This is a genomic window from Actinoplanes utahensis (genome assembly GCF_016862455.1).
Classification (GTDB): domain Bacteria; phylum Actinomycetota; class Actinomycetes; order Mycobacteriales; family Micromonosporaceae; genus Actinoplanes; species Actinoplanes utahensis.
The window spans coordinates 36685-60469 of the sequence record NZ_BOMZ01000036.1; the positions used below are offsets into that span (position 1 = coordinate 36685).

The following is a 23785-nucleotide window of genomic DNA, read 5'->3' on the forward strand; positions in this document are numbered from 1 at the left end:
GCATGGGCGGCTGACCCCGGAGACAACGGTGGGGCCGGTCTCCCGGCCCCACCGTTGTTTCGTCTCTCAGGCTTTCGTGACCGCCGGGCGACGGCCGGCCACCGTCTCGTCCTCGGCCACCGGGAAGTGGCAGGCGGTGAGGTGCGAGCCGGGGTCGTCGAGCCGCTGCACCAGCGGCGGCTCCTCGGTGGCGCAGATGTCCTGCGCCTTCCAGCAGCGAGTCCGGAACCGGCAACCCGACGGCGGGTTGATCGGGCTCGGCACGTCGCCGGTGAGCAGCACACGGCCGCGCTGGTTGCGGTCGCGGCGGCTCGGGTCCGGCACCGGCACGGCCGACATCAGGGCGACGGTGTACGGGTGCCGCGGGTTGGCGTAGAGATCCTCGCGGTCGGCGATCTCCACGATCTTGCCCAGGTACATCACGGCGACCCGGTCGGAGATGTGCCGCACCACGGACAGGTCGTGCGCGATGAAGACGTAGGTCAGGTCGAGCTCGTTCTGCAGATCCTCGAGCAGGTTCACCACCTGCGCCTGGATCGACACGTCGAGCGCCGACACCGGCTCGTCGGCCACGATCAGCTTGGGGCGCAGCGCGAGGGTCCGCGCGATGCCGATGCGCTGCCGCTGACCGCCGGAGAACTCGTGCGGGTAGCGGTTGTAGTGCTCCGGGTTCAGGCCCACCAGCTTGAGCAGGTCCTGCACTTCACGCTTGATGCCCTGCTCGGTCTTGACCTTCTGGATCCGGAACGGGGCGCCGACGATCGCGCCGATCGTGTGCCGCGGGTTCAACGACCCGTACGGGTCCTGGAAGATCATCTGCATGTCCCGCCGCAGCGGGCGCAGCTTGCCCTGGCTGAGGTGGGCGATGTCCTGACCCTTGTACTCGATCGACCCGCCGGTCGGTTCCAGCAGACGGGTCAGCAGACGGCCGGTCGTGGACTTGCCACAACCGGACTCGCCCACCAGGCCGAGCGTCTCGCCCTTGAACACGTCGAAGTCCAGGCCGTCGACCGCCTTGACCGCACCGACCTTGCGCTTGAGCAGGCCCTTGGTGATCGGGAAGTGCTTCTCCAGCCCGCGGACCGACAGCAGCGCCTCACCGTGCACCGGCGTCTTCGAGTTACTCATTGGCCGGCCTCCAGCTTCGGCTTGATCTCTTCGGCCCAGATCCGCCGCCGCTCGGTGGACGGCAGGTGGCAGCGCACCCGGTGTCCACCGCCGGCCTCGGTCAGCTCCGGAACCATCGTCGTGCCGAGGCCGCCGGTCTGCGGCTCGTAGGCGCACCGCGGGTGGAACGCACAGCCCGACGGCAGGTTGATCAGCGACGGCGGGGAGCCGGGGATCGGCATGAGCCGGTCGGCCACCGGCCGGTCCATCCGCGGCATCGAGCCGAGCAGACCCCAGGTGTACGGGTGCTCCGGCGCCTCGAAGATCGTCTGCGCCGGCCCCTGCTCGATCGCCTTGCCGCCGTACATGACCAGGATGTCGTCGGCGAGCTCGGCCACCACGCCCAGGTCGTGGGTGATGATGATCAGCGCCGAGTTGAACTCCTGCTGCAGGTCGTGCATCAGGTCGAGGATCTGCGCCTGCACGGTCACGTCGAGAGCCGTGGTCGGCTCGTCGGCGATCAGCAGCTCCGGGTCGCAGGAGAGCGCCATGGCGATCATGGCGCGCTGCCGCATACCACCGGAGAACTGGTGCGGGTAGTCGTCGACGCGCCGGTCCGGCTGCGGGATGCCGACCCGGTTGAGCATCTCGATGGCGTGCTTGCGGGCCACCTTCTTGGACACGTTGTGGTGCACCCGGTAGGCCTCGATGATCTGGTGGCCGACCGTGTAGAACGGGTGCATCGCGGACAGCGGGTCCTGGAAGATCATCGCCATCTTCTGGCCGCGCAGCTTCCGCACGTCCTCCGGCGACGCGTTCACCAGTTCCTGGTTGTCCAGCCAGATCTCGCCGGACACCTGGGCGTTGCGCTTGTTGTGCAGGCCGAGGATGCCGAGGCTGGTCACCGACTTGCCGGAACCCGACTCGCCGACGATCCCCAGGGTCTTGCCGCGCTCCAGCGAGAACGTCAGACCGTCGACCGAGCGGACCAGGCCGTCGTCGGTGGGGAAATGGATCTTGAGATCCTGCACCTTCAGGAAGGGATCGGCCATCAGCTGAGCCTCACTCGCGGGTCGACGACCGCGTAGAGCAGGTCGACGATCAGGTTGGCGGCGACCACGAAGAAGGCGGTCAGCATGACCACCCCCATGATCTGGGGCAGGTCGTTCCGGGCGATCGCGTCGATCGAGAACTTGCCCAGGCCAGGAAGGGAGAAGGTGGTCTCGGTGAGAACCGCGCCGCCGAGCAGCAGACCCACGTCGAGACCGAAGATCGTGACGATCGGCGTCAGCGAGGCCCGCAGACCGTGCCGGGTGATCACGGCACTGTTGGGCAGTCCCTTGGCGCGCGCCGTTCGTACGTAGTCCTCACTCATCGTCTCCAGCATGCCCGCCCGAGTGAGGCGCGCATACGAGGCGGAGAAGAGGAATGCCAGGGTGATCCAGGGCAGGAGCAGGTTGTACGCCCACTCCAGCGGATTGTCCTCGATGGGGGTATAAGCCCCACCGGGTGCGGTGATGTCGAGCTGGTAGCTGAAGATGACCAGCGACATCAGACCGGTGAAGAAGATCGGGAGCGAGACGCCGGCCAGGGCGATGCTCATCGCGGCCCGGTCGAAGATGCTGCCGCGCTTCAGAGCCGACAGCACACCGACGGCCACACCGCTGATCAGCCACAGGACCGCGGCGCCCAGCGCCAGCGAGAAGGTGACCGGCATGCGGTCCACCAGCTCCGGCCAGACCGGGGACCGGGAGATGAAGGAGTAGCCGAAGCAGGGCGCCGGGCATGCTTCCGGGCCCGTGCCGAGATCGTAGGTCGAACCGACGAAGACGCCCTTGATCCAGTCCCAGTACTGCAGCCAGATCGGATCGTTGAAACCGAGTCGCTCGGCGGCCGCGGCGATCTCCTCCGCGCCGGCGGAACGGCCCACGTACCGGGCCGCGAGGTTCTCCGCGCTTCCGCCGGCCCACCGGGGCACCAGGAAGAAGATCGCGAAGGTCATCATGCTGACCACGATCAGCATGAGCAGGGCGCCGATAGTGCGCCGGATGATGTAGGTCACCACGTTGTCCGGCTTCGGGGGGCCGGCCTTTCCGGACTGTGGTCCGGACCGACCGGCCCCCCGAGCGCCTTCACCTGCCTAACTGTCTTCGTCGGGTACTGCGTTGACGCAGGGGATTACTTAGCGGCGCCCATCATCATGTAGTCGTACTGGCCGAAGGCCTCGTTCACGAAGATGTTGGTGGCGTTCTTGCTGCGCAGGGTCAGAGCCTTCGACCAGACGCTGGGCAGAACGACCGCGTTCTCCATGATCTTCTTGTCGATGTCGGCCCAGATCGCCTCGCGCTTGGCCTTGTCGGTCTCGGCGATGGCCTGGTCGATCAGCTTGTCCACCTCGGGCATGTAGATGCTGAGGTTCGACGAGCCACCCGACTCGCGGATGGTGCGGCTGTCGACGATCTGCGAGAGGAAGCCGAAGCCGTCGTTCCAGTCCGCGGACCAGCCGTTGGTCATCAGGCCCAGGTTGTTGCCGTCGCGGTAGCTCGGCTTGCCGGCGTACAGCGAGAAGTAGTCACCGGTGGGCAGACCCTTCAGGGTCAGCTTGATGCCGACGCGGGCCAGCGACTGCTGGAGCGACTCGGCGACCGCCTGCTCCTTCGGGCGGTCCGAGCGGAACGCCATGGTGGTGCTGAAGCCGTTCGGCTGGCCACAGGCCGTCAGGGCCTCCTTGGCCTTCGCGACGTCGCCCTTGTTGTCGGCGCCGGCCGGGTACAGGTCGATCTTCTGGTGACCCGCGATGTTCGGCGGCATCAGCGAGGTGGCGATCTCACCACCGGCGACCGGGCCACCGTACGCGGCCTGCAGGCCGGTGCGGTCGGCGGCGTACATGATCGCCTTACGGCAGTCCAGCTTGTCGAGCGGGGCCACCTTCGGGTTGATCGAGGTGTACCAGGTGCGGGCCGAGCCCGGGTTGTCCGACTGGGCCTTCAGGGCCGGGTCGTTCAGCACGCGGGACAGCGAAGCCGGCTGAACACCGGTGCCGGCGATGTCGACGTCGAGGTCACCGGAGATGAGCCGGTTGTCGATGTCGTTCGACTCCACGCCGAGGGTGACCTCGTAGCGGTCCGGCAGCGCCGGGCGGTTCGGGTCGGTGGCCTTGTCCCAGTTCGGGTTACGAACCAGGCTGAAGCCCTTGCCCTCCTGGTAGTTCTCGAACTTGTACGGGCCGGAGGAGACGACCTTCTCCTTGTACTTCACACCGGTGTCCTTCGCCTCCGGAACCGGCGCGGTGCCGGGCAGCATGGCGAAGTAGTCGAAGCCACCGAACGGCTGCTTCAGGTGGAAGACGATGGTCTTGTCGTCCGGGGTCTCGATCGCCTGATCGGTGTTGACGCCCTTGGACTTGTAGACGCCCTTGTAACCCGCGGGCAGGTTCAGGAAGTCACCGAGGTAGGTGGGGCCGTGGACCAGGACGTCCTTGTCGACCGTACGAAGGACGGCGTACTTGATGTCCTTCGAGGTGATCGGCGAGCCGTCCTCGTACTTCAGGCCGGAGCGCAGCTTGTACGTCCAGGTCTTGCCGCCCTCGCTGGAGACGCCGAGGCCCTCGGCCAGGTCGCCGACCAGTTCCTCGCTGCCCGTGCCGGGAACCGGCTTGAACATCGTGAGGGTCCGGGCGTACGTCCGGAGGAAGTTCCAGGAGAGACCGTAGTAGGTGTCACCCGGGTCGACCGAGTCCCAGTCCTCCGAGATGGCGAGCTTCAGCGTGCCGCCGGTCTTCGTGGAGGGGTTGAAGATGTTGCCGACCGAGGCGTTGAACGCCTGCTCGGTACCGCCGCCGTTGGACTTCTTGTCATCGTCGCTGCCCCCACCACAGGCGGCGACGCTGAAAGTGAGCGCCGCGGTCATGACGACCGCGGTCACCGACCTTCTCCTCATCAGATAACTCCCCTTCGCTGATTTGCGTGAGATCGAACGTTGGTCATCGCGTCTTCGGGTCGAGCGCGTCACGCAGCCCGTCACCGAAGAGATTGAAGGCGAGCACAGTGATGAAGATCGCCATACCCGGCCAGAACATGAAGTGCGGCAGCGTGTAGTAGTCCACCGCGGTGGACAGCATGCCGCCCCATGTGACGCCCGGCTCGCCCTCCAGCTGGCGCGCGACACCCACGCCGAGGAAGGACAGCGATGCCTCGAAAATGATGTTCGTCGGAATCAGCAGCGTGGCGTAGATCAGGATCGGCGCGACCAGGTTGGGAAGGAGCTCCTTCCACAGGATGTACGGGCCGCGCGCACCCATGCCCCGAGCCGCGTCCACGAACTCACGCTCGCGCAGGGAGAGAGTTTGCCCGCGAATGATGCGGGCGATGTAACCCCAGTTGAAGAAACCGATGATGAAGATCAGCAACACCAGGCGGAGACTCAGGCCGGAGAGCCCGAACGCCTCGTTCGGAATCACACCCGCCAGGGCCAGCGCGAACACCAGCACCGGGAAGGCGAGGAACACGTCCATCGCGCGGCTGATCACGGTGTCGACCCAACCGCCGAAATACCCGGCCATGACGCCGAGCACCGTGCCGAGCACCACCGAGAGCAGGGTGGCGAGGAACGCCACCAGCAGCGAGATGCGGGCGCCGTAGACGATGCCGGCGAAGAGGTCGCGGCCGTTCTGCGGCTCCAGGCCCATCGGGTGGTCCAGGCTCATGCCGCCGAAGGTGCCCTTGGGCACGAACGTCTCGTCGAGCAGATCCTGGTGGAACTCGTTCGGGGTGCTGCCGGTCAGCTTGACGATGAGCGGAGCGAAGAGCGCCATCAGCACAAGCAGGATGATCACAACGGCGCCACCGAGGGCACCCTTGTCACGCTTGAGCCGGGTCCATGCGATCCGCCCGAGCGAGCGTCCCTCGATCGCCTTGCCGGGAACCGGGCCCTCAGCCGGGTCCGGGGCCGCCGGAGCCTGGTCGGAGACCGTGGTGCCGGGTCCTATGACCATGAACTGTCCGGTCCTCTCCCGGCCACCGCGCAGCGGGAGTCATAGCCACCCGGACGACAGGGACACGGAACCCCTCGACCCGGTGACGATGGCCCACGCAGCTGACGGCAACCGATCGGTTGTCGCATGCCTCGAGTGCCGGCCTTCGACGCGTGACCCAGATCGGACCAGCGCACGAAGGCACTAGACGACGGGTGTGCCGCCATCGAGAGGAACATTCACCTAGTGCGGTACCCCGGGTCAAGGTCACTGACCGCACACGGACGCTTCCGTGTCTCCTCCGTGACATGTCTGTGACCTAGACCCCGAATAAACGGAAGGTACACCGCAAAAACCGCCCGGGGCACCATGCAGTGCCAATCGGGCGGTGCGTTTACTGCAACGTTACGAGAGGTGATCTCAAACTGCGCGACGGCCCTCGAAAGCACGACCGAGAGTGATCTCGTCCGCGTACTCCAGATCGCCGCCCACCGGAAGACCACTCGCCAGCCGAGTCACGGCGATCCCCATCGGTTTCACCAGAAGAGCCAGGTAGGTCGCAGTCGCCTCACCCTCCGTATTCGGATCCGTCGCCAAGATCAGCTCCCGGACCTCACCGGTCCCGAGGCGCACCAGCAACTCACGAATACGCAGGTTGTCCGGGCCGATCCCCTCCAGCGGATTGATCGCCCCACCGAGCACGTGATAGCGGCCCCGGAACTCGCCGGTGCGCTCGATCGCCACCACGTCCTTCGGCTCCTCCACCACACAGAGGACCTCGTTGCTCCGGCGCGGATCACGGCACACCCGGCACTGCTCCGACTCGGCCACGTTGAAACACGTGGTGCAGAACCGGACCAGGTCCTTCACCTTGCGCAGTGCGGTCGCCAGCCGGTTCACATCGGCCGGGTCCGCGGACAGGACATGGAACGCGATGCGCTGAGCCGACTTCGGGCCCACGCCCGGCAGCCGGCCCAGCTCATCGATCAGGTCCTGAATGGCACCTTCATACACGGGATCAGAACCCCGGCAGCGAGAGGCCGCCGGTCGCCGGACCCATCTTCTCCTCGGTCAGCTCACGCTGCGCCTCGGCCGCGTTGTGGATCGCCGCGAGCACCAGGTCCTCGAGAGTCTCCACGTCATCCGCGTCGACCACCTTCGGGTCGATCTTGACCGACTTGTACTCCCCCAGCCCGGTGACCACCACCGTCACCAGGCCACCACCGGCGGTGCCGGTCAGCTCCGCCTCGGCCAGCTCGGCCTGCGCGCGGGCGACCTGCTCCTGCATCTTCTGCGCCTGCTTCATGATCTGCTGCATGTTCGGCTGTGCACCGGGGCGCATGGCACCGCTCCTCAACTAATCAGTTCGTTGTCCACCGTCGATATGGCGCGCGGCGGTCGAAGTTACCGCCGCCAGCGTAGCCGCCACCGTCCCCATGCCCACCGAGACGCCACCGGACACCCCCAGCCGAGATCCACCCCTCCCCCGGCCCGTCCGAACTCCCGCATACGTGTGAGGTTCGGCCGCAATACGCGCCCGAACTCCACAACATCGGCAACGCCCGCCGCAGACCCGAGCCCAACTCACCCGCACGCCACCGCGGCCAGCCTGAAGCTCATTCCCGCCCACAGCCCGCCGCGGCCAGCGGGAAGCGGCGTACCACCCGTACTCCGCCTGGCCGCGTAGGCGTCCCACCCGCACGCCGTCAGGGGGCCTCAAGCTCGCCCCACCTGTAGCCCGCCGCCACAGGCTCGTAGCCCTGCCCACCTGTAGCCCGCCGCCACAGGCTCGTAGCCCTGCCCACCTGCAGCCCACCGCCGCAGGCCCGCAGCCCGCGGCGGCCTGACCTCAAAGCCGGCTCACCCGCAGGCTTTGAACGCGGCCTGCCCGCACGCCGCCGCAGCAGGCCTCAAGCGCAGCCGAGCCGGTGACCTTTGACTCGGCCTGAGAACCGGCTCACAGCTCGGCGATCTTCTCCGCGCCGAAGGCTTCCCGGAGCAACTGGATCGCCTGCTCCTCGCTGCTCTGACGGGCCGTCTTCTCGTCGATCACGACGTCGAGCGGCTCGTCACCCGGGTCGAAACCCTCATAGGCCGTTCCGCTCGGAGGCGCCGGACCGTCGTACTCCGGGTCGTAGGGCGCCTCCTCGACCGGAGACCCGTCGGACCATGTGGTGCCGGCCGGGCGACCCGCCGCCCCACCCGGAGCCTGGCCGCCCGCATTGCGCGCGCTGGCCAGAGCGGCACGTGCGGCAGCCGCCCCACCTCCGGAAGCAGAACCGCCCAATCCGGTACGCGCAGCCGCTCGAGCCGCCTCCATCGCCGCCGACCGCGCCGGCGCCGCCGGTGACGCACTGTCCCGCGGCGCGGCCGCAACCGCCGCTCCACCGAACGCCGACCCAGCCGCGAGCCCGGAGCCACCACCGGATCCTGGACCACCGCCTGCCCCCGATCCGGCACTCCGCGCCGAGCCCGCACCGATTCCCGGCCCCGTGCTCAGCCCCGAGCCTCCGCCAACGCCGGCCCCGCCACCGATCGCCGGGCCCTTGCCCGGAGCGGCCGGGTCACCCGCGCCAGCAGGTCCCGGCGCCACCGGCGACCCGGCCTGCCGACCGACAGCAGCCTCCGAGGCCGCGAGGGACCCACCGACGGCAGCCGACCCCGGTCGCACCGGCTCAGGCCAATCGGACCCGCTTTCAGCAGCCGCTTCAGACCCTCGCGGCCCAGCCCGATCAGACCCGCCCTGCGCGGACGCTCCAGGTCGCACCGGTTCGGGCCAATCAGACCCGTCCTGCTCGGACACTTCAGGGCGCGCGGGATCGAGCCGCACGGACCCGTCGCCGGTCCTTGCCGGATCGGCTGCCGCACCACCAGGACGAACCGGCTCCGGCCACTCTGACCCAGCCTCGGTCTCCGGCCCGGCGACCCGCTCGGGCGCGGATGCCTGATCAACGGCGCCAGGTCCAGCCGGCCGAACCGGCTCCGGCCAGTCAGCCTCGTCGGGCTGCCCTTGGTCAGCAGGCGCACGGTCTCCCGGCACCGCCGGCTCCGGCCAGTCGTCGCCGCCGACATCACGCTGTCCCTCGCCGACAGGCCGGGCATCAGGTGAAATAGAGGCCGGCCGGCCGCCATGCGGGGCCGCACCGGCGGTCGAAGGGTTCCCCGGTGAGACAGGTTCGGGCCAACCGTTTCCGGTGTCACCCTCCTGGGCGGGAGCCGATCGGCCACCCGGCGCGGCAGGTTCCGGCCAGCCCGAGTCTCCCACAACCGCAGCGGCACCGGATCGTCCGTGCTCCTCGGCAGACCGGCCCGCGCTGGAGTGTCCGCGATGCTCGGAACGGTCGATGCCGGTGGCTGGGCGGGCGGCCGCCGGCCAGTCTTCGTCGGCGTCGGCGGCCGGGGCGCGCTGAGGCCGGGACGGACGTGACTCGGTGCGCCCGGTGTTCCGCTCCGGAGCCGAGGCTGTGGAGGCGGCGGACGTGGGTGCGGCCCGGTTGGGCGCGCTGGAGGCGACGCGGCGATCGGCGGACTGGTCACGGCGGTCCGTGGACGCCCCGAGACGTCCCCCGCCCCGGGCGTCCGGCGAGCCCACCTCGCAGCGGATGCGCCACACGCCGCCGGGCGACTTGCGGAACTCGCCGGCGATCGCGTCGGCCCAGGTCAGGAAACGGTCCACGCCTGCCTGGGTGGGGGCGGTGAACATAACGGTGTTGCCGTCGACCTCGCGGACGCCGATGCCGTAGTCCTGCATCGCCTTGACCTTGGGCTGGCGCTGCCCGAGCACCTGCCAGGCGGTCCTGATCTGCTCCAGCCGCCCGTCGCGCTGAACCTGCTCCGCACCCACCGCCTCCGAACCGCCGGCCTGACCGCGGCCGGACTCGGCACCCATGAGTTCCGGGCGCACGAAGTCCGCACCGGCGGCCTGACCGCGGCCGGGCACGACACCCCTGGACTCCGGGCGCACGAAGTCCGAACCGCCTGCCTGAGCGCGGGCGGGCACGACATCCGCGGGTTCCGAGCGCGCGGATTCCGAACCGCCGGGCTGAATGCGGTCGGGCACGACACTCGTGGATCCCGGGCGCGGGGAGTCCGGATGGGCGGGCTGCTCGGCGCCGGCGGGTCCCGGACGGGTCGGCTCGGGACGTGCGGGGGCACGGCGAACCGGCTCGGGCGGGCCGGCCGCCTCCGGCGGATCCTCGTCCCACGGCGGCGGCTCGTCGTCGTAATACCCCGCTTCGACCGGATCGTTCCCCTCGGCGACCCGGTTCCAGTCGGGCTCGCCCTCCGCCCGCGCCGCACCGGCCGCCGGCGAAGAAGCAGCGGGTGAGGCACCGGCTGACGGCGAAGAAGCAGCCGGTGACCCACCGGCCGACGGCGAAGAAGCCGTGGACGGAGGAGCGAGGGCGGAAGATGGAGCAACAGCCTGGGCCGCGGGAGCGACCGGAGAGGTCGAAACGACCGGGGAGGGCTGGGCCGCCGGGGAGACCGGCCGGGCAGCCCCCAGGCCGGCCGAACGACCGCCGGCGGCCGCCCGGGCCGCTGCCATCGCCGCCGCTTTCGCGGCGCCCCCGCCGCCTCCGGCCGCACCCGCGTCGGCACCGGCCGGTCCACGGGGCGCCTCGACGGCGGGAGCCACGGGTGGGTGCTCACCTCGTACGTCTGAAGTCTGGGCAGGCCCGGCGGCGGACGGCGCAAGGGTGACCCCACGCTCCAGTCGCTCCAGGCGCTGCAGCAGCGCGGCCGCCGAAGAGTCCGCGCCCGGCAGCAGCATCCGGGCCGTGACCAGCTCCAGCAGCAGCCGGGGTGCGGTCGTGCCGCGCATCTCCACCAGGCCGTTGTGCAGGATGTCGGCGCAGCGGGACAGGGTGGCCGCACCCAGGCGGCCGGCCTGGGCGGCCATCGCCTCCAACTGGTCGGCCGGGCCGTCGATCAGGCCTTTGGCGACCGCGTCGGGCACCTGCTGCAGGATGATCAGGTCGCGGAATCGCTCCAGCAGGTCGGAGGCGAACCGGCGGGGCTCGTGGCCGGCCTCGGCGACCCGGTCGATGGTGGCGTAGGCGGCGGCGCCGTCCCCCTCGGCGAGGGCGTCGCACATCTCGTCGATCAGGGCGGCGTCGGTGACGCCGAGCAGGCCGACGGCGCTCGAGTAGGTGACCCCGGCCGGCCCGGAGCCGGCGATCAACTGGTCGAGGATCGACAGGGTGTCCCGGGCGCTGCCGCCGCCGGCCCGGACCACCAGCGGGAACACCGACGGCTCGACGGTGACGCCCTCGGCGTCGGTGAGCTGCTGCAGATAGGGCCGGAGGACGGCGGGCGGGATGAGCCGGAACGGGTAGTGATGGGTGCGGGAGCGGATGGTGCCGAGCACCTTGTCCGGCTCGGTGGTGGCGAAGATGAACCGCACGTAGTCCGGCGGCTCCTCGACGAGTTTGAGCAGCGCGTTGAAACCGGCCGACGAGACCATGTGCGCCTCGTCGATCACGTAGATCTTGTAGCGGCTGTTGGCGGGCGCGAAGAACGCTTTCTCCCGCAGCTCACGGGCGTCGTCGACACCGCCGTGGCTGGCCGCGTCGATCTCGATCACGTCGATCGAGCCGGCCCCGTCGATGGCCAGCGACTTGCACGACCCGCAGACGCCGCACGGCTCGGGCGTGGGGCCCTGCTCGCAGTTGAGCGAGCGGGCCAGGATACGCGCGCTGGAGGTCTTGCCGCAGCCACGTGGGCCGGAGAAGAGATAGGCGTGATTGATCCGGCCGCTGCGCAATGCCTGCGACAGCGGCTCGGTGACGTGCTCCTGGCCGATCACCTCAGCGAAGGTGCGCGGCCGGTACTTTCGATAGAGCGCGAGTGCCACTCCTGCCCCTCTCCAACGACCGCGCCATTGTCCGTCGGGGGTACGACAAGAACCAAGACTGTCCCGCTGCCGTGGCACCGACGGCCATCAGAACGCAAAGGACCCCTCGTGCACCCGTCAGAGCCCGCTTATCCTTGCTGCCTTCCGGCCCTGGGGAGGTTCACGAGATACACGCCGCACGAGGGGCTGTCCGGAAGCCTACCTTCTCCGGCAGTCGCGCGGCGGCCCACCCCCATGCACGGGGTGACCGGCGGAGTGCTCTATTCTGGCGCACGGAGGATTCGCCTAGAGGCCTAGGGCGCACGCTTGGAAAGCGTGTTGGGGGAAACCCCTCACGAGTTCGAATCTCGTATCCTCCGCTCTCTTCAGTAGAGCTCTCGCCGCGGGGCCGGATCGAAAGATCCGGCCCCGCGGCTTTTCTGCGTTCGGCATGCCATGCCTTGCCTCATATACAAGCTACTTGTATATTCGGTCGCCATGCGATCAACTTCGCGTGTCTCCCTGCGGGAGCCGTCGTACTTCGTCCTCGCCGCCCTGCTCGACGGCCGGCTGCACGGCTACGCCGTGGTCAAACGGGTCGAGGAGCTGTCCGGCGGCCAGGTCAAGCTCGCCGCCGGTTCGCTGTATTCGGTGGTGGACCGGCTGCTCGGCGAGGGTTACATCGCCGCGGACGGCGAGGAGATCGTGAACGGGCGGGCCCGCCGCTATTACCGCCTCACCGACGAGGGACACACGGTGCTCGCCGCGGAGGCGGACCGGCTCGCTCAGGCGGCCCGTGTGGTCCACGAGCGGCTGTCACCGGGAGACGGCCGACGATCGAACTGGAGGGCTTCACCGGCATGACCGACGACATCCTGGAACGCCGCTATCGGGCGCTGCTGCGGTCCTACCCGGCGGGTTACCGCGACGAGCGCGCCGACGAGCTGCTGGAGATCCTGCTGGCCGACAGCGGCCGCCGCTGGCCGGAGCCACGTCAGGCGCTCGCCCTGGTCCGCGGCGGCCTGCGGGTCCGGGCCGGCAGCGCTTCCCCCCGCCCCGGGCTGGTGCTGCTCTGGCAGGGCCTGCAACTGGCGGCGGTGGCCGTGCTGGCGCTGGGGGTGCTGGTCGGGATCGACGATCTCGTGGAGGCCTTCCAGTTCGGCGGCCTGGACGCCCCTCTGCTCGTGCTGCAGGACCTGGGGCCGAACGTGTTCTTCAACGCCGCCGCCCTGGCCGCCCTGTTCCTGGGCCGGCAGCGGCTGGCGGTGGGCTTCGCGGTGGCGGCGATCGTCGTGCAGACCGCGATCTCCCAGTACCTGTTCGCCAACGGCATGCCGCAGTGGTGGGCCCCGGTCCTGGCCCTGCCGTTGCTGATCATCGGGCTGCGCCGGCCGGCCCGCGTCGCGCCGCTGGAGCGGGGCAACACCGCCCTGGTCACGGTGGGCGTGCTGGCGCTGCACCTGATCCCGGTGGGCGAGTTCTGGCGGGTCGATCCGGTCGTACGGATCACGGCCCTGGTCGTGACCGTCGCGGCGGTCGCCGTCTTCCTGTGGTTCGCCACCGCTGACCAGCGCCTGCTGATCGCCGCCGCGCCGACCTTCCTGCTGGACCCGCTGCACCGGGCCATGACCGGGTCCCTGGACGCCCTGCAGACCTGGCCGTCGGTGGCCGCCGGGGTCGCCCTGGTGGCGTTCGCCGTCCTGCTGGCGAGTCGCCGCCGGGCTCGCGCCTGACTGCTCTGAGCTGGGCAGACGCCCCGCCGAGGGATGCCCCGCCGGGGCCGTCTATTGTCGAGAACGAAAACAGTGCGGGCGAGGGCCGGCTCCCGATCGGAGCCGGCCCTCGCCTTCTGTCGTCCTACCTGGCGACCTCACGGTGCTGGACACCGCCCAGCCGTTGGCGTGGCCGGTGATCCGCGGTTGACGGGCGTCACGCCGTACCCCACTGTGACCGCGGTCGATACGGCCCGGTTGGGGCGCCAGGCGGTCACGATCACCGCAGGGCGGGCCCCGCGAAGGGAGGCGGGGATGACGTACGCCGAACCGGTCGCCCCCTTGATCACCGCCCCGTTGGCCGTCCACTGGTAGGCGTACGCCGTCGGGGTGGGGTTCCAGGTTCCGGTGCCCGCCCGGACCGTGCCGCCGACCCGTACCGCTCCGCTGACGGCTGGTCCCCGGGTGACTTTCAGCGGGGCTGCCGTGACGGTGAACGCGCCGCCGAGGGTGGCGACTCTTCCGCCGGCCGGCCGGACCACGATGGTCCACGCGCCGGGGGTGCCGGTGGTGAGGCCAGCGGTGGCGGTCAGGACGGTGCCGCCGCGTACCGTCGCGTTGATCGACGGTGCGCCGGTGCGGGTGAGGGTCACCGTCTCGGAACCGGTGAGTCCGGAGCCGCGCGGGGTGCGGGTGGCGGGTCCGCTGTTCGCACGGCGGTGAGGGTGACCGACCCGGCCGCTCCGCGCGGCAGTGTTCCGTCGAGCAGGGGGCCGGCGGCGCTAGACGTCGACGGTGTGCACGCCGGGCTCGCCGATCACGCATTAGCCGGGGTACGAGCCGAGGAAGCAGGACGCGTCCACCACCTTGGCCTGCGCGTGGTCGCCTTCGTGGTGGAACCGGGTCAGGATCCGCTCGTCCGGGACCGTGGTCCGGAAGGTGTATCGGTGGATTCGGGAAACACTAGGCCGGAGGTGGCGACGCAACGGCTCCGTACCGTCAGATCTGGGCGGCCGCTATCGCGTCGTCCACTTCCGGGAAGATCGCGAAGTACCGGCCGAGGCCGACGGTTTCGAGCAGTTGGGCGAGGAAGGGGTTGGCGCCGGCGAAGCTCAGCCAGCCGCCCCGCGACGCGATCACCTGCTTGCTGGTGACGAACGCGCTCAGCCCTACCGAGTCACAGAACTTGAGTCCGGTCAGGTCCACCACGATCCGCGGCACCGGGCGTTCCAGCAGGTCCGCGAGCACCGTATGCAACTGGCCGGCGGTGTCCGCGTCCAACTCTCCCCGCAGGTGGAGCACCGCGACCTCGGCCCGGTGATCGGTGATTGTTGCGTGCATGATGATCAGGCTTCCTACCCGTGCGATGGGGATTCAGCCTAGATTCCGACCATCTCGACACATCGGACAGCGCGTGCGTCGGGAAACGCGCCGGGAAACAGGAACGGACCGGGCCCCTCATCGAAGGGGACCGGTCCGTTCGAGGCTGGCCGTATGAACAGGGTCAAGCATTTCGCGGCGCAGCCTGGAGGGGGCTCCTGGCGCCTTAGAGCTCGCGCCACCGCCAGCGTGGACCACGCCACGCGTCGGCCAGGATCATCGCTGACGCCTTGCCGGGACACTGCTGCACCTTCGACTTGCCCTCGGGGCCGCCCATCTGGGCCTCGACCTCCCAGAGCTCGCCGTCGGTGCGGACGTAGACGTCGCGGCGCCCGAGCCGGACGTCGCCATTCCACCAGTGATGCTCAACTCTCACATGACAAATCTAGGACAGACATCGACAGACCTGCACGGGGTAATTCCGCGAAAGTTTCTCGCCGCCCGGTCGGAACCGCATTGTCTGATCCGGTGTATTTGGCCCCCGTGACTTGCGCGACACCCTATGTATTAGGGCGGTCCGCATCCGACTACAGAACGTAGCCACATGCTCTGAGGTGCGACGAAACACCACCGTTACCCGAAAGTACGCTGATCATGGAGAACAACCGAACGGACGAGTCATGGCCGGCCTGGTCGGCGGACCTGGCCGCTGGCGACGGAGCGTAGCAGGGCCGGAGAGATAAAAGCAGAGAGCCCGGTCACATGAACCGGGCTCTCTGGTGGCGGTGGCGGCGGGATTTGAACCCGCGGAGGGCGTAAACCCTCACACGCTTTCGAGGCGTGCTCCTTAGGCCACTCGGACACACCACCGGGAAGTACGTTACCGGACGCCTCAACGGGTTTGTCGCCGGGTCACCCATAACCCGATGCGTGGCCGCTGACCTGGCAAGATCGACGTTCTAGTCACGGAACGTGGAGGAATAACATGAGCGTGCACATCGGCGGCAAACCGGGTGACATCGCCGAGCGGGTGCTGCTGCCCGGTGACCCGATGCGGGCCAAGTGGATCGCGGAGACGTTCCTGGAGGACGCGGTCTGTTACACCCAGGTCCGCGGGATGCTCGGCTTCACCGGCACCTATCAGGGCGTCCAGGTCTCGGTGCAGGGTTCCGGCATGGGCATGCCGTCGGCCTCGATCTACACCCACGAGCTGATCAACGAGTACGGCGTGAAGTCGCTCATCCGGATCGGCTCCTGCGGCGCCCTGGCCATGGACCTGAACCTGGGTGACGTGATCGCCGCGATCGGCTCCGCGACCGACTCCAACATGAACCGCACCCGCTTCGACGGCCTGGTCGACTACGCGCCGGTGGCCGACTTCAGCCTGCTGCGCAAGGCGGTCGAGGTGGCCGAGGCCCAGGGCACCCCGATCCGGGTGGGGCCGATCCTGGCCGCCGACGCCTTCTACACCGACCGCCCCGACCTCTACGACTCTCTCGCCGATTACGGCGTGCTGGCCGTCGAGATGGAGTCCGCCGCGATCTACACGATCGCGGCCCGCTACGGCGCCAAGGCTCTGACCATTCTCACGGTCAGCGACCACATCAAGCGCGGCGAGGCGATGGACTCCGCCCAGCGCGAGAAGGGCTTCTCCAACATGGTTCGGATCGGCCTCGAAACGGCCATCGCACAAGCCTGAGATCAAGACCCTTATTCGGTACGGGCCAGGCCGCCCTCAGCAATCCCGACTCCCGTGGCCCCCACGCGAGGCCGGCCCGGCTCGATGCCGTAACGCGGCCGCCGGGCTGAGGCGGTGGCCGGGCTGGTTGTCAGTGCTGTCTCAGCTGCGCTGAGACAGCACTGACAACCAGCCAGAAAACCCGAGCGCTACCGGAAGAAGTCCCGCATCAGGGCGGCGCACTCGGGTTCCAGGACGCCGGCGTAAACCTCGGGGCGGTGGTTGAGGCGAGAGTCGCGGACCACGTCCCAGAGCGAGCCGACGGCGCCGGTCTTGGGCTCCCAGGCGCCGAAGACCACTGTCGAGATCCGGGCCAGGACCAGCGCTCCGGCACACATCGTGCACGGTTCCAGGGTGACCACCAGGGTGCAGCCCTCCAGCCGCCACTCGCCCCGGCGGGCGGCGGCCCGGCGGATCGCCAGCACCTCGGCATGCCCGGTGGGATCCCCGGTCAGTTCCCGCTCGTTGCCGGCGGCCGCCAGTTCGGCGCCGTCCGGACCGAGGATCACGGCGCCGACCGGAACGTCCTCGGGCGAGGTGGACGCGACGGCGAGCGCCCGTCGCATCCACTCCTCGTGCTGCCGGCGGCGTATCACGCCTCGCGCAGCTCCTCCATCTCGTCGCCGCAGCCGATCCTCTGACAGATCTCCGCGGTGACGTCGGACGGCAGCATCCCCTCCATGCCGCAGAGGGCCAGCAGCCGCTGGGCGTTCACACCCAGGTCGCCGAGCAGTTCGGCGTCGCCGATCGGATCGGCGTCCGGGTCGGCCGGCTTGTCGTCCTCGTCCTCGGCGGCGGCCAGGTCGTCCAGCCCGAGGGCCGGTGTCTCCACCTCGCCGAGCAGCACCGAGCCGATCCGGGACTCTTGAGCGAAGGCCGAGTCGGAACCGAAGACCCGCACGTCCTCACCCTCGTCGAGGCGCAGGATGGCGAGGTACTCGTCGTCGCTCTCGACGAACAGCAGCGCGAGGTCGGCGTCCGGCTCGGCATCCCGGAGCGCGTCCACCACCTCGTCGATGTCGGCCAGGGCCGAGAGGTCCAGCTCCGACGCCGTCCAACCGTTCTTGCTCCGGGCGACAGCGGCAGCGAAAATCGACACGATTCCCCCAACGCGACTCTAATCTCTCAGCGCCTGACGGTAGCGGGTGGGACGGCGGGCGCATCGCGCCACGCCTTGACCGACCCGAAGTCAGTTGGCCGGGCGTCGGCGCATGGCGATCAGCTCACGGATCCGGAGTCCGCGCAACCGCGGCGACCGCATCGACTCTCGTGTGGATTTCGCCTGCGCGAGAGCCGCGAGCAACTGAAGACGACGGCGGCTGCGATCGGGGTCGAGCCACTGTGGCGAGGGGGCCATGCAGCCGAGAGTGCGACAGGCGCGCGCGTTCGTCAAGGGTCGATGAGCATATCGGCAGACCCACTGCTCAGGGCTACCGAAGGGGCACATCGCGTGGTCGCCGGAGCGGGTTACCAGAGGGGCCAGTCGAGCGAGTGGTACCACCGCAGGGTCACGAAGAACAGGGCGATCGACAGGCCGAAACCGCTCGCCACCGCCACACCGACGGCCACGCCGCGGTCGCCGAGGACGGCGAGGAGGAGCGCGACGGCCCAGGCGACGGCGGCGGCTCCGATCGTCCACCACGCGTACGACCCCAGAGCGTCGCCGAGACTGCCGAACAGCGCGAACCAGAGCGCCGTCGCCGCCAGCCCGCTGATCACCGCGCCGGTCGTGATCGGATGCGGCTCCCGATAGAACGGCCGGGGCGGCAGCGCGGCGAAGACCGGCGTGGAGTGGGGCAGCTCACGAGGCGGGAGATAGCCCGAGGGCGGAGGCTCGGTCGCGGCCCAGGACACTTGCCGTTCTGCCATTTCCCGTCCCCTCCTCACACCGACCCCTGCAGCGTAGCCACCCGGCACGGTCCTGCACGATCTCCGGTCTTCTGCCAGGATGTCGCGGTGCGCTTACTCCGTACCCTCTCGGGATTGACGATCGTGGCGGTCGGCCTGACCGGCTGCGGGTCCACCACCGGTGGGTCGGCTTCGCCGGCCTCGACGCCACAGTTCGTCGACCCGGCGGCGCAGTCCTCGGCCGCGGCCCCGCCCACGACGGCCTCGATCCCGCCGAAGGCGCCGGGCACGTCCGCGCCCGTCTCGCCGTCGGTGACGCCGAAGGCCAGCAGGAGCGCGAGCCCGTCGCCGAGCGCGAGCGCGACCACGAAACCGGCGAACGTGAAGTACGTCTTCCCGGTCACCGCCTCGAACGTGGACTGGCACGACACCCACTCCAAGTACCCGGCGACCGACCTGTTCGTCGACTGCGGCGAACCGTTCGTGGCCACCACCAGCGGCGTCGTGCTAGAGGTCAGCCTCAAGGACGTGTACGTGGAGGGCAACCCGGACGGGCCGGCCAACGGCGGCCTCTCGGTGTCGATCCTCGGCGACGACGGGGTGCGCTATTACGGCTCCCACCTGAGCAAGGTGCTGACCGGCATCAGGGCCGGGGTCCGGGTCAAGGCGGGCCAGCGGCTCGGCCTGACCGGCAAGACCGGCAACGCCAACAACGTCTGCCACGTGCACTACGGCATCTCCCCGCCGTGCGCGAAGACCGGTGACTGGAAGGTGCGGCGCGGCGTCGTCTGGCCGTACACCTATCTCGCGTCGTGGCGTAAGGGCGGTCAGAAGAGCCCGGCCGCGACCGTCGCCACCTGGAAGAAGGAGAACGACTGCACCGCCTAGAGTCGGCGGGGTGCATATCGCGGTCATCGGGCTGGGACTGATCGGCGGGTCGCTGCTGCGGGCCCTGGCAGACGCCGGGCACGACGTGGTGGGCTTCGACGCTGATCCGCCGACGCGGGAGCTGGCCGGTGCGGCCGGTTTCACCGTCGCCGAGTCGGTGCGGGAGGCGGTCGAGGGCAGTCACGTGACGGCTCTGGCCGTACCCCTCACGGTCTTGCCGCACGTGCTCGCCGACCTGGACGGATATGGCGGCCTGGTGACCGATGTGACCTCGGTGAAGGGTCCGGTCAGGGATCTGTTGACGGGTTTCCGGTTCGTCGGCGGGCATCCGATGGCCGGTAAGGAGACGTCCGGGTTCACCGCGTCCGAGGCGGATCTGTTCGACGGGTGCGCGTGGGTGCTGTGCCTGGAGCCGGACGAGACCGACCTGGCCGACTGGCTGCTGCTGGCCGCGCTGTTCACCGGGATGGGCGCGCGGGTGGTCCCGGTGACCGCGGACGAGCATGACACCGCGGTGGCCCGGATCAGCCATGTCCCGCACCTGTTCGCCGCCGTCCTGGCCGGGCAGCTGACGACCGATCCGCTGGCCGGAACGCTGGCGGCCGGATCGTTCCGGGACGGCACCCGGGTCGCGGCGACCCGGCCCGAGTTGATCGCGGCGATGTGCGGCGGCAACCGTGGCGCGGTGCGGCAGGAGCTGAGTCGGCTCATCGCCGAGCTGCAGACGCTGTCGGAGGCGCTGGACCGGCCCGGGTTGATCTCGCTGCTGCGGCCGGCCTCGGAGGCACGCCGGGGCTGGCCGGCGCGGCCGGGCGAGCCCGCGGCCGTCGCGGCGGACGTGCCGGCGCTGCTGGCGCTGGGGCGATCGGGCGGGTGGGTGACGTCGGTGCATGACACCTGGCTCGTCGGATTGCGGCCGGAAACTGACCGCAAAGGCTTATAGCGTTACGGGTGTCAACGACGCCCAGCCGCAGGGAGCCTCCGATGCCCGGTCAGGTCCGCCCCGTCACCGACGAGCAGGACGGTCTGCTCGCCTACCTCGCCCAGATGCGTCACGTGATCAAGCTGACCGCGTACGGCCTCACCCCGGAGCAGTTGCGGGCCACCCCGAGCGCCAGCGCACTCAGCGTCGGCGGCCTGATCAAACACTGCGCCTCCACCGAGGAGGGCTGGATGACGACGGTACGCGGCGAGCAGCAGCCGCTGGACTACGAGCGTTACGAGCGCGACTTCGCGATGGCCGACGGCGAGACGGTCGAGGAGCTGTTCGCCTTCTACGACCGGGTGGCCGAGGCGACCGAGAAGACGGTCCGTGACATCGCGGACCTCGATCACCCGGTGCCGATCGACCACTCCGTGCCGTGGAACCCGAAGGAGTACGACTCCTGGTCGCTGCGCTGGGTGCTGCTGCACCTGATCCAGGAGACCGCCCGGCACACCGGGCACGCCGACGTCATCCGGGAGACCGTCGACGGGGCCACCGCGTACCCGCTGATGGCCGCCGCCGAAGGTTGGCCGGAGACCCCCTGGATGAAGCCCTGGAAGAAGGCTTAAGGCTTCTCGCCGCGGTCCACCCGGATCACCCGCCGATCCGTGACGATCGCGGTGACCAGGTCGAACGGGGTGATGTCGAAGGCCGGGTTCACCGCCTCCGCCCAGGCGGTGACCTCGGCCGAACCGCGGTCCTCGATCTCCACCTCCGCGCCGGACCGGGTGTCCACGTCGACCGTGGACTCCGGCGCGACCACGATGAACGGGATCCCGGCCCGGTGGGCGCCGAGCGCGTGGGCGTACGTCCCGATCTTGTTGATGACGTCGCCGTTGGAGCAGATCCGGTCCGCGCCGAGGATCACCGCGTCCACCTCGCCCCGGGCCATCAGGAACGGCCCGGCCGAGTCCACCGCGACCCGGTGCTCGATGCCCCACCGGGCCAGTTCCCACGAGGTGAGCCGGGCGCCCTGCAGCAGCGGACGGGTCTCGCTGGCGATCACCCCGGCCAGCCGGCCGCGCTGGTGCAGCTCGCCGACCACGCCGAGGGCGGTGCCGACGGTCACCGCGGCGAGCCCGCCGGTGTTGCAGTGGGTGAGCAGCCGGGGCCGGTCGCCGCACAGCTCGGCGACCAGGTCGGCGCCGAGCCGCGCCATCGCCGCCGACGCGGCGATCTCCTCGTCGCGGACCGCACAGGCCTCGGCCAGAACGGCCTCCGGCCCGTGCGGGATCGATGCGGCGGCACGGCGGGCGCCCCGGGCCAGGTTCACCGCGGTCGGGCGAGCGTTCTCGATCTTGTGTACGGCCACCTCGAGCGCCACCGGGTCGTCGAGGTGGATCCGGGCCGCCAGGGCCACGCCGAATGCGCCGGCGACACCCAGCGCCGGAGCGCCGCGCACCGCGAGGGACTGGATCGCCGCGATCAGCTCGCCCACGGTGTGCAGCCGGAGCACCCGTTCCTCACCCGGCAGGGCCGTCTGGTCGATGATCTCGACGGCGCCGTCCACCCAGTCGATGGTCCGCACGATCACTCCGCCCGCTCGCCGAGGCTCTTCAGCACCGCCTCGAGGGTGTCCTGGCTCTTGCCGAGGGCCTCTCCGGTCCAGCGGCCCTTGAGGTGCACGGTCACGCCACCGTGCAGGTCGATCTCGGCCTGGATCGGCACGTTCTTGGTGATCCGGGCGCCGGTGACCTCCTCGTACGGGAGGAACCGGTAGTGCTGGGCCAGCACCGCCGGATCGTTGTTGGACAGCAGCTCCTTGAGCCGCTTCTCGCCTTCGTCGGTGCCTTTCGGCGCGGGCAGCACGACGAATCCGCGGTCCAGCAGGATCAGGTCCGACTCCTGGTCGTCGACGCGCAGGTTGGCCAGCGCGCCGATCACGTCCGAGCCGCTCGCGGTGGCTCTGGTCTCGACCGCGCGGGCCGCCTCGACGTGGACGCCGATCGCGGCGAGGTGCTGCCGGGCGGTGTCCACGGTCTCCGGGGCGACGGCCAGCCTGGCGATCTCCTCGAGATCGGCCGGGCGCCCGTCCCGGCCGATCAGGCGGGCCGGCGCGGTCCAGGAGTGCTGCCAGCCGACCACGCCGGAGCGGACCGCGGCGAGGGTGATCAGGGTGTCCATCGGCTCGGCGAAGGCGATCGCGGCCTCCTCGCGGGTGGCGTCCGGGAAGAACTCGGCCGCCAGGTCGCCGAGCCGGCCGGCCGCGACGAGCTGGAAGATCTCGGCCAGACCGGCTTCCGGTACGCCGAGCAGGCGGGCCGTGGAGCGGAAGATGCGGTCGGCGCGGCGCTGCTGGGTGGCGGTGACGGACGCGGCGGTGAACTGGTCCCAGGGCAGCACGGTCCGGTCGCCGAAGTCGAAGACCTCGCGCTGCAGGGCGATGCCGGCGCCGGCGATGTTCGGCAGCAGCACGCTGGCGGGGCGCCGGTCCGGGGCGTGCCGCGCCGGCGGCAGCGCCCGCATGGCCGCGATCCGCTCGCCGATGGCCGGGTGGGTGTCCCAGCGCGAGGTCTCGGTGTCCGGCTCCTGGTCGCGCAGGTGGGCGAGTTCCTCGCTGCGGGACGCGTAGAGCTGGCCGAACCCGCCGAAGACGTCGTCCGGCGCATAGCCGAGCTCCAGGCCGTAGGCGATGTACCGGCCGAAGTAGAAGTCCCAGGCCGCGTCGACGACCGGGATCTCGCGCATCGAGCCGACTGCCGCGTCGAGCCCGGCGACCCGCACCGACACCTCGTCGGCCTCCAGTTCCTGCCGGCGGCCGACCGCGTTGCTGGCGAGCAGGTAGAGCCGGCCGTAGCCCTTGAACACCCAGCCGAACACGTTCCACTTGCCGACCCGGCTGAGGGTCTCGAACATCGCCAGCCGGCCCCGGTAGGCGACCGCGGCGAGCCTGGTGTGCGATCCGGAGTAGTGGCCGAGCTCGTGGGCCAGCACCGAGCGCATCTGGTCGACGGTGAAGGTCTGCAGCAGCGGCAGGCCGAGGTAGAGCCGGCGCCGGCCGGCGAGCAGGCCGAGCAGCCGGGTGTCCTCGCTGACCGCGGCATTGACCTCGGGCACCAGGCGGATCTCGTCGGGGGCGCGGGTGCCGGCCTCGACGGACATCTCCCGGACCGTCGCCCACAGGACGGGCGCCTGCTCGGGCGTGATCAGCAGGCCGTGCGGTTCGCTCGGCTTGGACTTGAGCGCCTGCCACAGACCGGCGACGACGGCGCCGACCGCGGCCAGCAGGAGCCAGCTCAGCTTGGCCGCTCCCGCGCTCTGCGAGTGCGTCCAGATCTCGTAGAGCAACCAGCCGACCAGCGCGAGCTGGGCCAGGCCCAGCACGTAGAAGCCGACCAGCATCGCCACCGACAGTGCGGCGCGTAGCGCTGTGGACACGGTC

At 70.0% G+C, this 23785-nt stretch carries 23 protein-coding genes, 2 tRNA genes and 1 other RNA gene; 7 read left to right on the plus strand and 19 right to left on the minus strand.

Features of this window, described 5'->3' with window-relative positions; all coding sequences use genetic code 11:
* Positions 1 to 66 precede the first annotated feature (66 nt).
* The 9 genes from Aut01nite_RS12620 to ffs all read right to left on the minus strand — a co-directional run bounded on the left by Aut01nite_RS12620 (position 67) and on the right by ffs (position 12124).
* Positions 67 to 1128, minus strand: a complete 1062-nt coding sequence (locus Aut01nite_RS12620; RefSeq protein WP_043533044.1) for an ABC transporter ATP-binding protein — start codon at positions 1126 to 1128, stop codon at positions 67 to 69.
* Entirely contained in the window at positions 1125 to 2159 is a 1035-nt protein-coding gene (locus Aut01nite_RS12625) for an ABC transporter ATP-binding protein (RefSeq protein WP_043533043.1), read from the minus strand. The genes Aut01nite_RS12620 and Aut01nite_RS12625 overlap by 4 nt, the downstream gene beginning before the upstream one ends.
* Complete coding sequence (locus Aut01nite_RS12630; RefSeq protein ID WP_307837499.1) at positions 2159 to 3169, minus strand: ABC transporter permease; 1011 nt, start codon at positions 3167 to 3169, stop codon at positions 2159 to 2161. Before Aut01nite_RS12630 ends, Aut01nite_RS12625 begins: the two co-directional genes overlap by 1 nt.
* Before the next feature lie 116 nt (positions 3170 to 3285).
* Positions 3286 to 5031 carry an ABC transporter substrate-binding protein gene (locus Aut01nite_RS12635; protein WP_236643174.1) on the minus strand — a complete coding sequence of 582 codons (1746 nt, stop codon included), beginning with the start codon at positions 5029 to 5031 and terminating at the stop codon, positions 3286 to 3288.
* 58 nt (positions 5032 to 5089) lie between these two features.
* Entirely contained in the window at positions 5090 to 6100 is a 1011-nt protein-coding gene (locus Aut01nite_RS12640; protein ID WP_084000070.1) for an ABC transporter permease, read from the minus strand.
* 399 nt (positions 6101 to 6499) lie between these two features.
* On the minus strand, positions 6500 to 7093 hold the full coding sequence (gene recR / locus Aut01nite_RS12645; protein WP_043533040.1) for a recombination mediator RecR: 594 nt from the start codon (positions 7091 to 7093) through the stop codon (positions 6500 to 6502).
* A 4-nt stretch (positions 7094 to 7097) separates the two neighbouring features.
* A complete protein-coding gene (locus Aut01nite_RS12650) occupies positions 7098 to 7397 on the minus strand; it encodes a YbaB/EbfC family nucleoid-associated protein (protein ID WP_043533523.1) in 300 nt (99 codons plus the stop codon).
* A 639-nt stretch (positions 7398 to 8036) separates the two neighbouring features.
* The gene (locus Aut01nite_RS45065; protein WP_043533039.1) at positions 8037 to 11933 is read right to left on the minus strand and encodes a DNA polymerase III subunit gamma and tau; all 3897 of its coding nucleotides are present in this window, start codon (positions 11931 to 11933) and stop codon (positions 8037 to 8039) included.
* 94 nt (positions 11934 to 12027) lie between these two features.
* Positions 12028 to 12124, minus strand: an RNA gene (gene ffs / locus Aut01nite_RS12660) — signal recognition particle sRNA small type.
* A gap of 83 nt (positions 12125 to 12207) precedes the next feature.
* On the opposite strand from ffs, the gene Aut01nite_RS12665 reads away from it, so the two are divergent.
* The 3 genes from Aut01nite_RS12665 (at position 12208) to Aut01nite_RS12675 (ending at position 13645) form a co-directional block, all read left to right on the plus strand.
* Positions 12208 to 12292 (plus strand) — tRNA-Ser (locus tag Aut01nite_RS12665).
* A 118-nt stretch (positions 12293 to 12410) separates the two neighbouring features.
* Entirely contained in the window at positions 12411 to 12776 is a 366-nt protein-coding gene (locus tag Aut01nite_RS12670; RefSeq protein WP_043533038.1) for a PadR family transcriptional regulator, read from the plus strand.
* Positions 12773 to 13645: a hypothetical protein gene (locus Aut01nite_RS12675; protein WP_043533037.1), complete on the plus strand. Its 873-nt coding sequence runs from the start codon at positions 12773 to 12775 to the stop codon at positions 13643 to 13645. Before Aut01nite_RS12670 ends, Aut01nite_RS12675 begins: the two co-directional genes overlap by 4 nt.
* Positions 13646 to 13782: 137 nt before the next feature.
* On the opposite strand, the gene Aut01nite_RS12680 is transcribed toward Aut01nite_RS12675, so the two are convergent.
* From Aut01nite_RS12680 to Aut01nite_RS12700, 5 genes are all read right to left on the minus strand, one after another.
* A complete protein-coding gene (locus tag Aut01nite_RS12680) occupies positions 13783 to 14277 on the minus strand; it encodes a hypothetical protein (RefSeq protein ID WP_043533036.1) in 495 nt (164 codons plus the stop codon).
* Positions 14278 to 14448: 171 nt separating this feature from the next.
* The gene (locus Aut01nite_RS12685; RefSeq protein WP_161790760.1) at positions 14449 to 14610 is read right to left on the minus strand and encodes a hypothetical protein; all 162 of its coding nucleotides are present in this window, start codon (positions 14608 to 14610) and stop codon (positions 14449 to 14451) included.
* A 13-nt stretch (positions 14611 to 14623) separates the two neighbouring features.
* Entirely contained in the window at positions 14624 to 14965 is a 342-nt protein-coding gene (locus Aut01nite_RS12690; protein ID WP_043533035.1) for an STAS domain-containing protein, read from the minus strand.
* 205 nt (positions 14966 to 15170) lie between these two features.
* On the minus strand, positions 15171 to 15380 hold the full coding sequence (locus tag Aut01nite_RS12695) for a hypothetical protein (protein WP_043533034.1): 210 nt from the start codon (positions 15378 to 15380) through the stop codon (positions 15171 to 15173).
* Between the two features lie 344 nt (positions 15381 to 15724).
* A tRNA-Ser gene (locus tag Aut01nite_RS12700) sits at positions 15725 to 15814 on the minus strand.
* A gap of 115 nt (positions 15815 to 15929) precedes the next feature.
* Here Aut01nite_RS12700 and deoD point away from each other — a divergent pair.
* Positions 15930 to 16643, plus strand: coding sequence for a purine-nucleoside phosphorylase (gene deoD / locus Aut01nite_RS12705; RefSeq protein WP_043533033.1), 714 nt, complete (start codon positions 15930 to 15932; stop codon positions 16641 to 16643).
* A 188-nt stretch (positions 16644 to 16831) separates the two neighbouring features.
* On the opposite strand, the gene Aut01nite_RS12710 is transcribed toward deoD, so the two are convergent.
* The 3 genes from Aut01nite_RS12710 to Aut01nite_RS12720 all read right to left on the minus strand — a co-directional run bounded on the left by Aut01nite_RS12710 (position 16832) and on the right by Aut01nite_RS12720 (position 18551).
* Positions 16832 to 17278 carry a nucleoside deaminase gene (locus Aut01nite_RS12710; RefSeq protein ID WP_043533032.1) on the minus strand — a complete coding sequence of 149 codons (447 nt, stop codon included), beginning with the start codon at positions 17276 to 17278 and terminating at the stop codon, positions 16832 to 16834.
* Positions 17275 to 17781 (minus strand): tRNA adenosine deaminase-associated protein, encoded by a 507-nt coding sequence (locus tag Aut01nite_RS12715; protein ID WP_043533031.1) that lies wholly within the window; start codon positions 17779 to 17781, stop codon positions 17275 to 17277. Before Aut01nite_RS12715 ends, Aut01nite_RS12710 begins: the two co-directional genes overlap by 4 nt.
* Before the next feature lie 368 nt (positions 17782 to 18149).
* Positions 18150 to 18551 carry a hypothetical protein gene (locus tag Aut01nite_RS12720; RefSeq protein ID WP_236643173.1) on the minus strand — a complete coding sequence of 134 codons (402 nt, stop codon included), beginning with the start codon at positions 18549 to 18551 and terminating at the stop codon, positions 18150 to 18152.
* Positions 18552 to 18638: 87 nt separating this feature from the next.
* Here Aut01nite_RS12720 and Aut01nite_RS12725 point away from each other — a divergent pair, with 87 nt between their 5' ends.
* The 3 genes from Aut01nite_RS12725 to Aut01nite_RS12735 are packed head-to-tail and all read left to right on the plus strand — an operon-like array spanning position 18639 to position 20972.
* On the plus strand, positions 18639 to 19418 hold the full coding sequence (locus Aut01nite_RS12725; RefSeq protein WP_043533030.1) for a M23 family metallopeptidase: 780 nt from the start codon (positions 18639 to 18641) through the stop codon (positions 19416 to 19418).
* A 10-nt stretch (positions 19419 to 19428) separates the two neighbouring features.
* Complete coding sequence (locus Aut01nite_RS12730; protein ID WP_043533029.1) at positions 19429 to 20361, plus strand: prephenate dehydrogenase; 933 nt, start codon at positions 19429 to 19431, stop codon at positions 20359 to 20361.
* A 41-nt stretch (positions 20362 to 20402) separates the two neighbouring features.
* Positions 20403 to 20972 carry a DinB family protein gene (locus tag Aut01nite_RS12735; RefSeq protein WP_043533028.1) on the plus strand — a complete coding sequence of 190 codons (570 nt, stop codon included), beginning with the start codon at positions 20403 to 20405 and terminating at the stop codon, positions 20970 to 20972.
* Here Aut01nite_RS12735 and mtnA read toward each other — a convergent pair.
* Positions 20969 to 21931, minus strand: a complete 963-nt coding sequence (mtnA, locus tag Aut01nite_RS12740) for an S-methyl-5-thioribose-1-phosphate isomerase (RefSeq protein ID WP_043533521.1) — start codon at positions 21929 to 21931, stop codon at positions 20969 to 20971. The two genes, Aut01nite_RS12735 and mtnA, sit on opposite strands and share 4 nt — an antisense overlap.
* A 2-nt stretch (positions 21932 to 21933) precedes the next feature.
* Positions 21934 to 23781 (minus strand): M48 family metallopeptidase, encoded by a 1848-nt coding sequence (locus tag Aut01nite_RS12745; RefSeq protein ID WP_043533520.1) that lies wholly within the window; start codon positions 23779 to 23781, stop codon positions 21934 to 21936.
* Between the last annotated feature and the right edge of the window lie 4 nt (positions 23782 to 23785).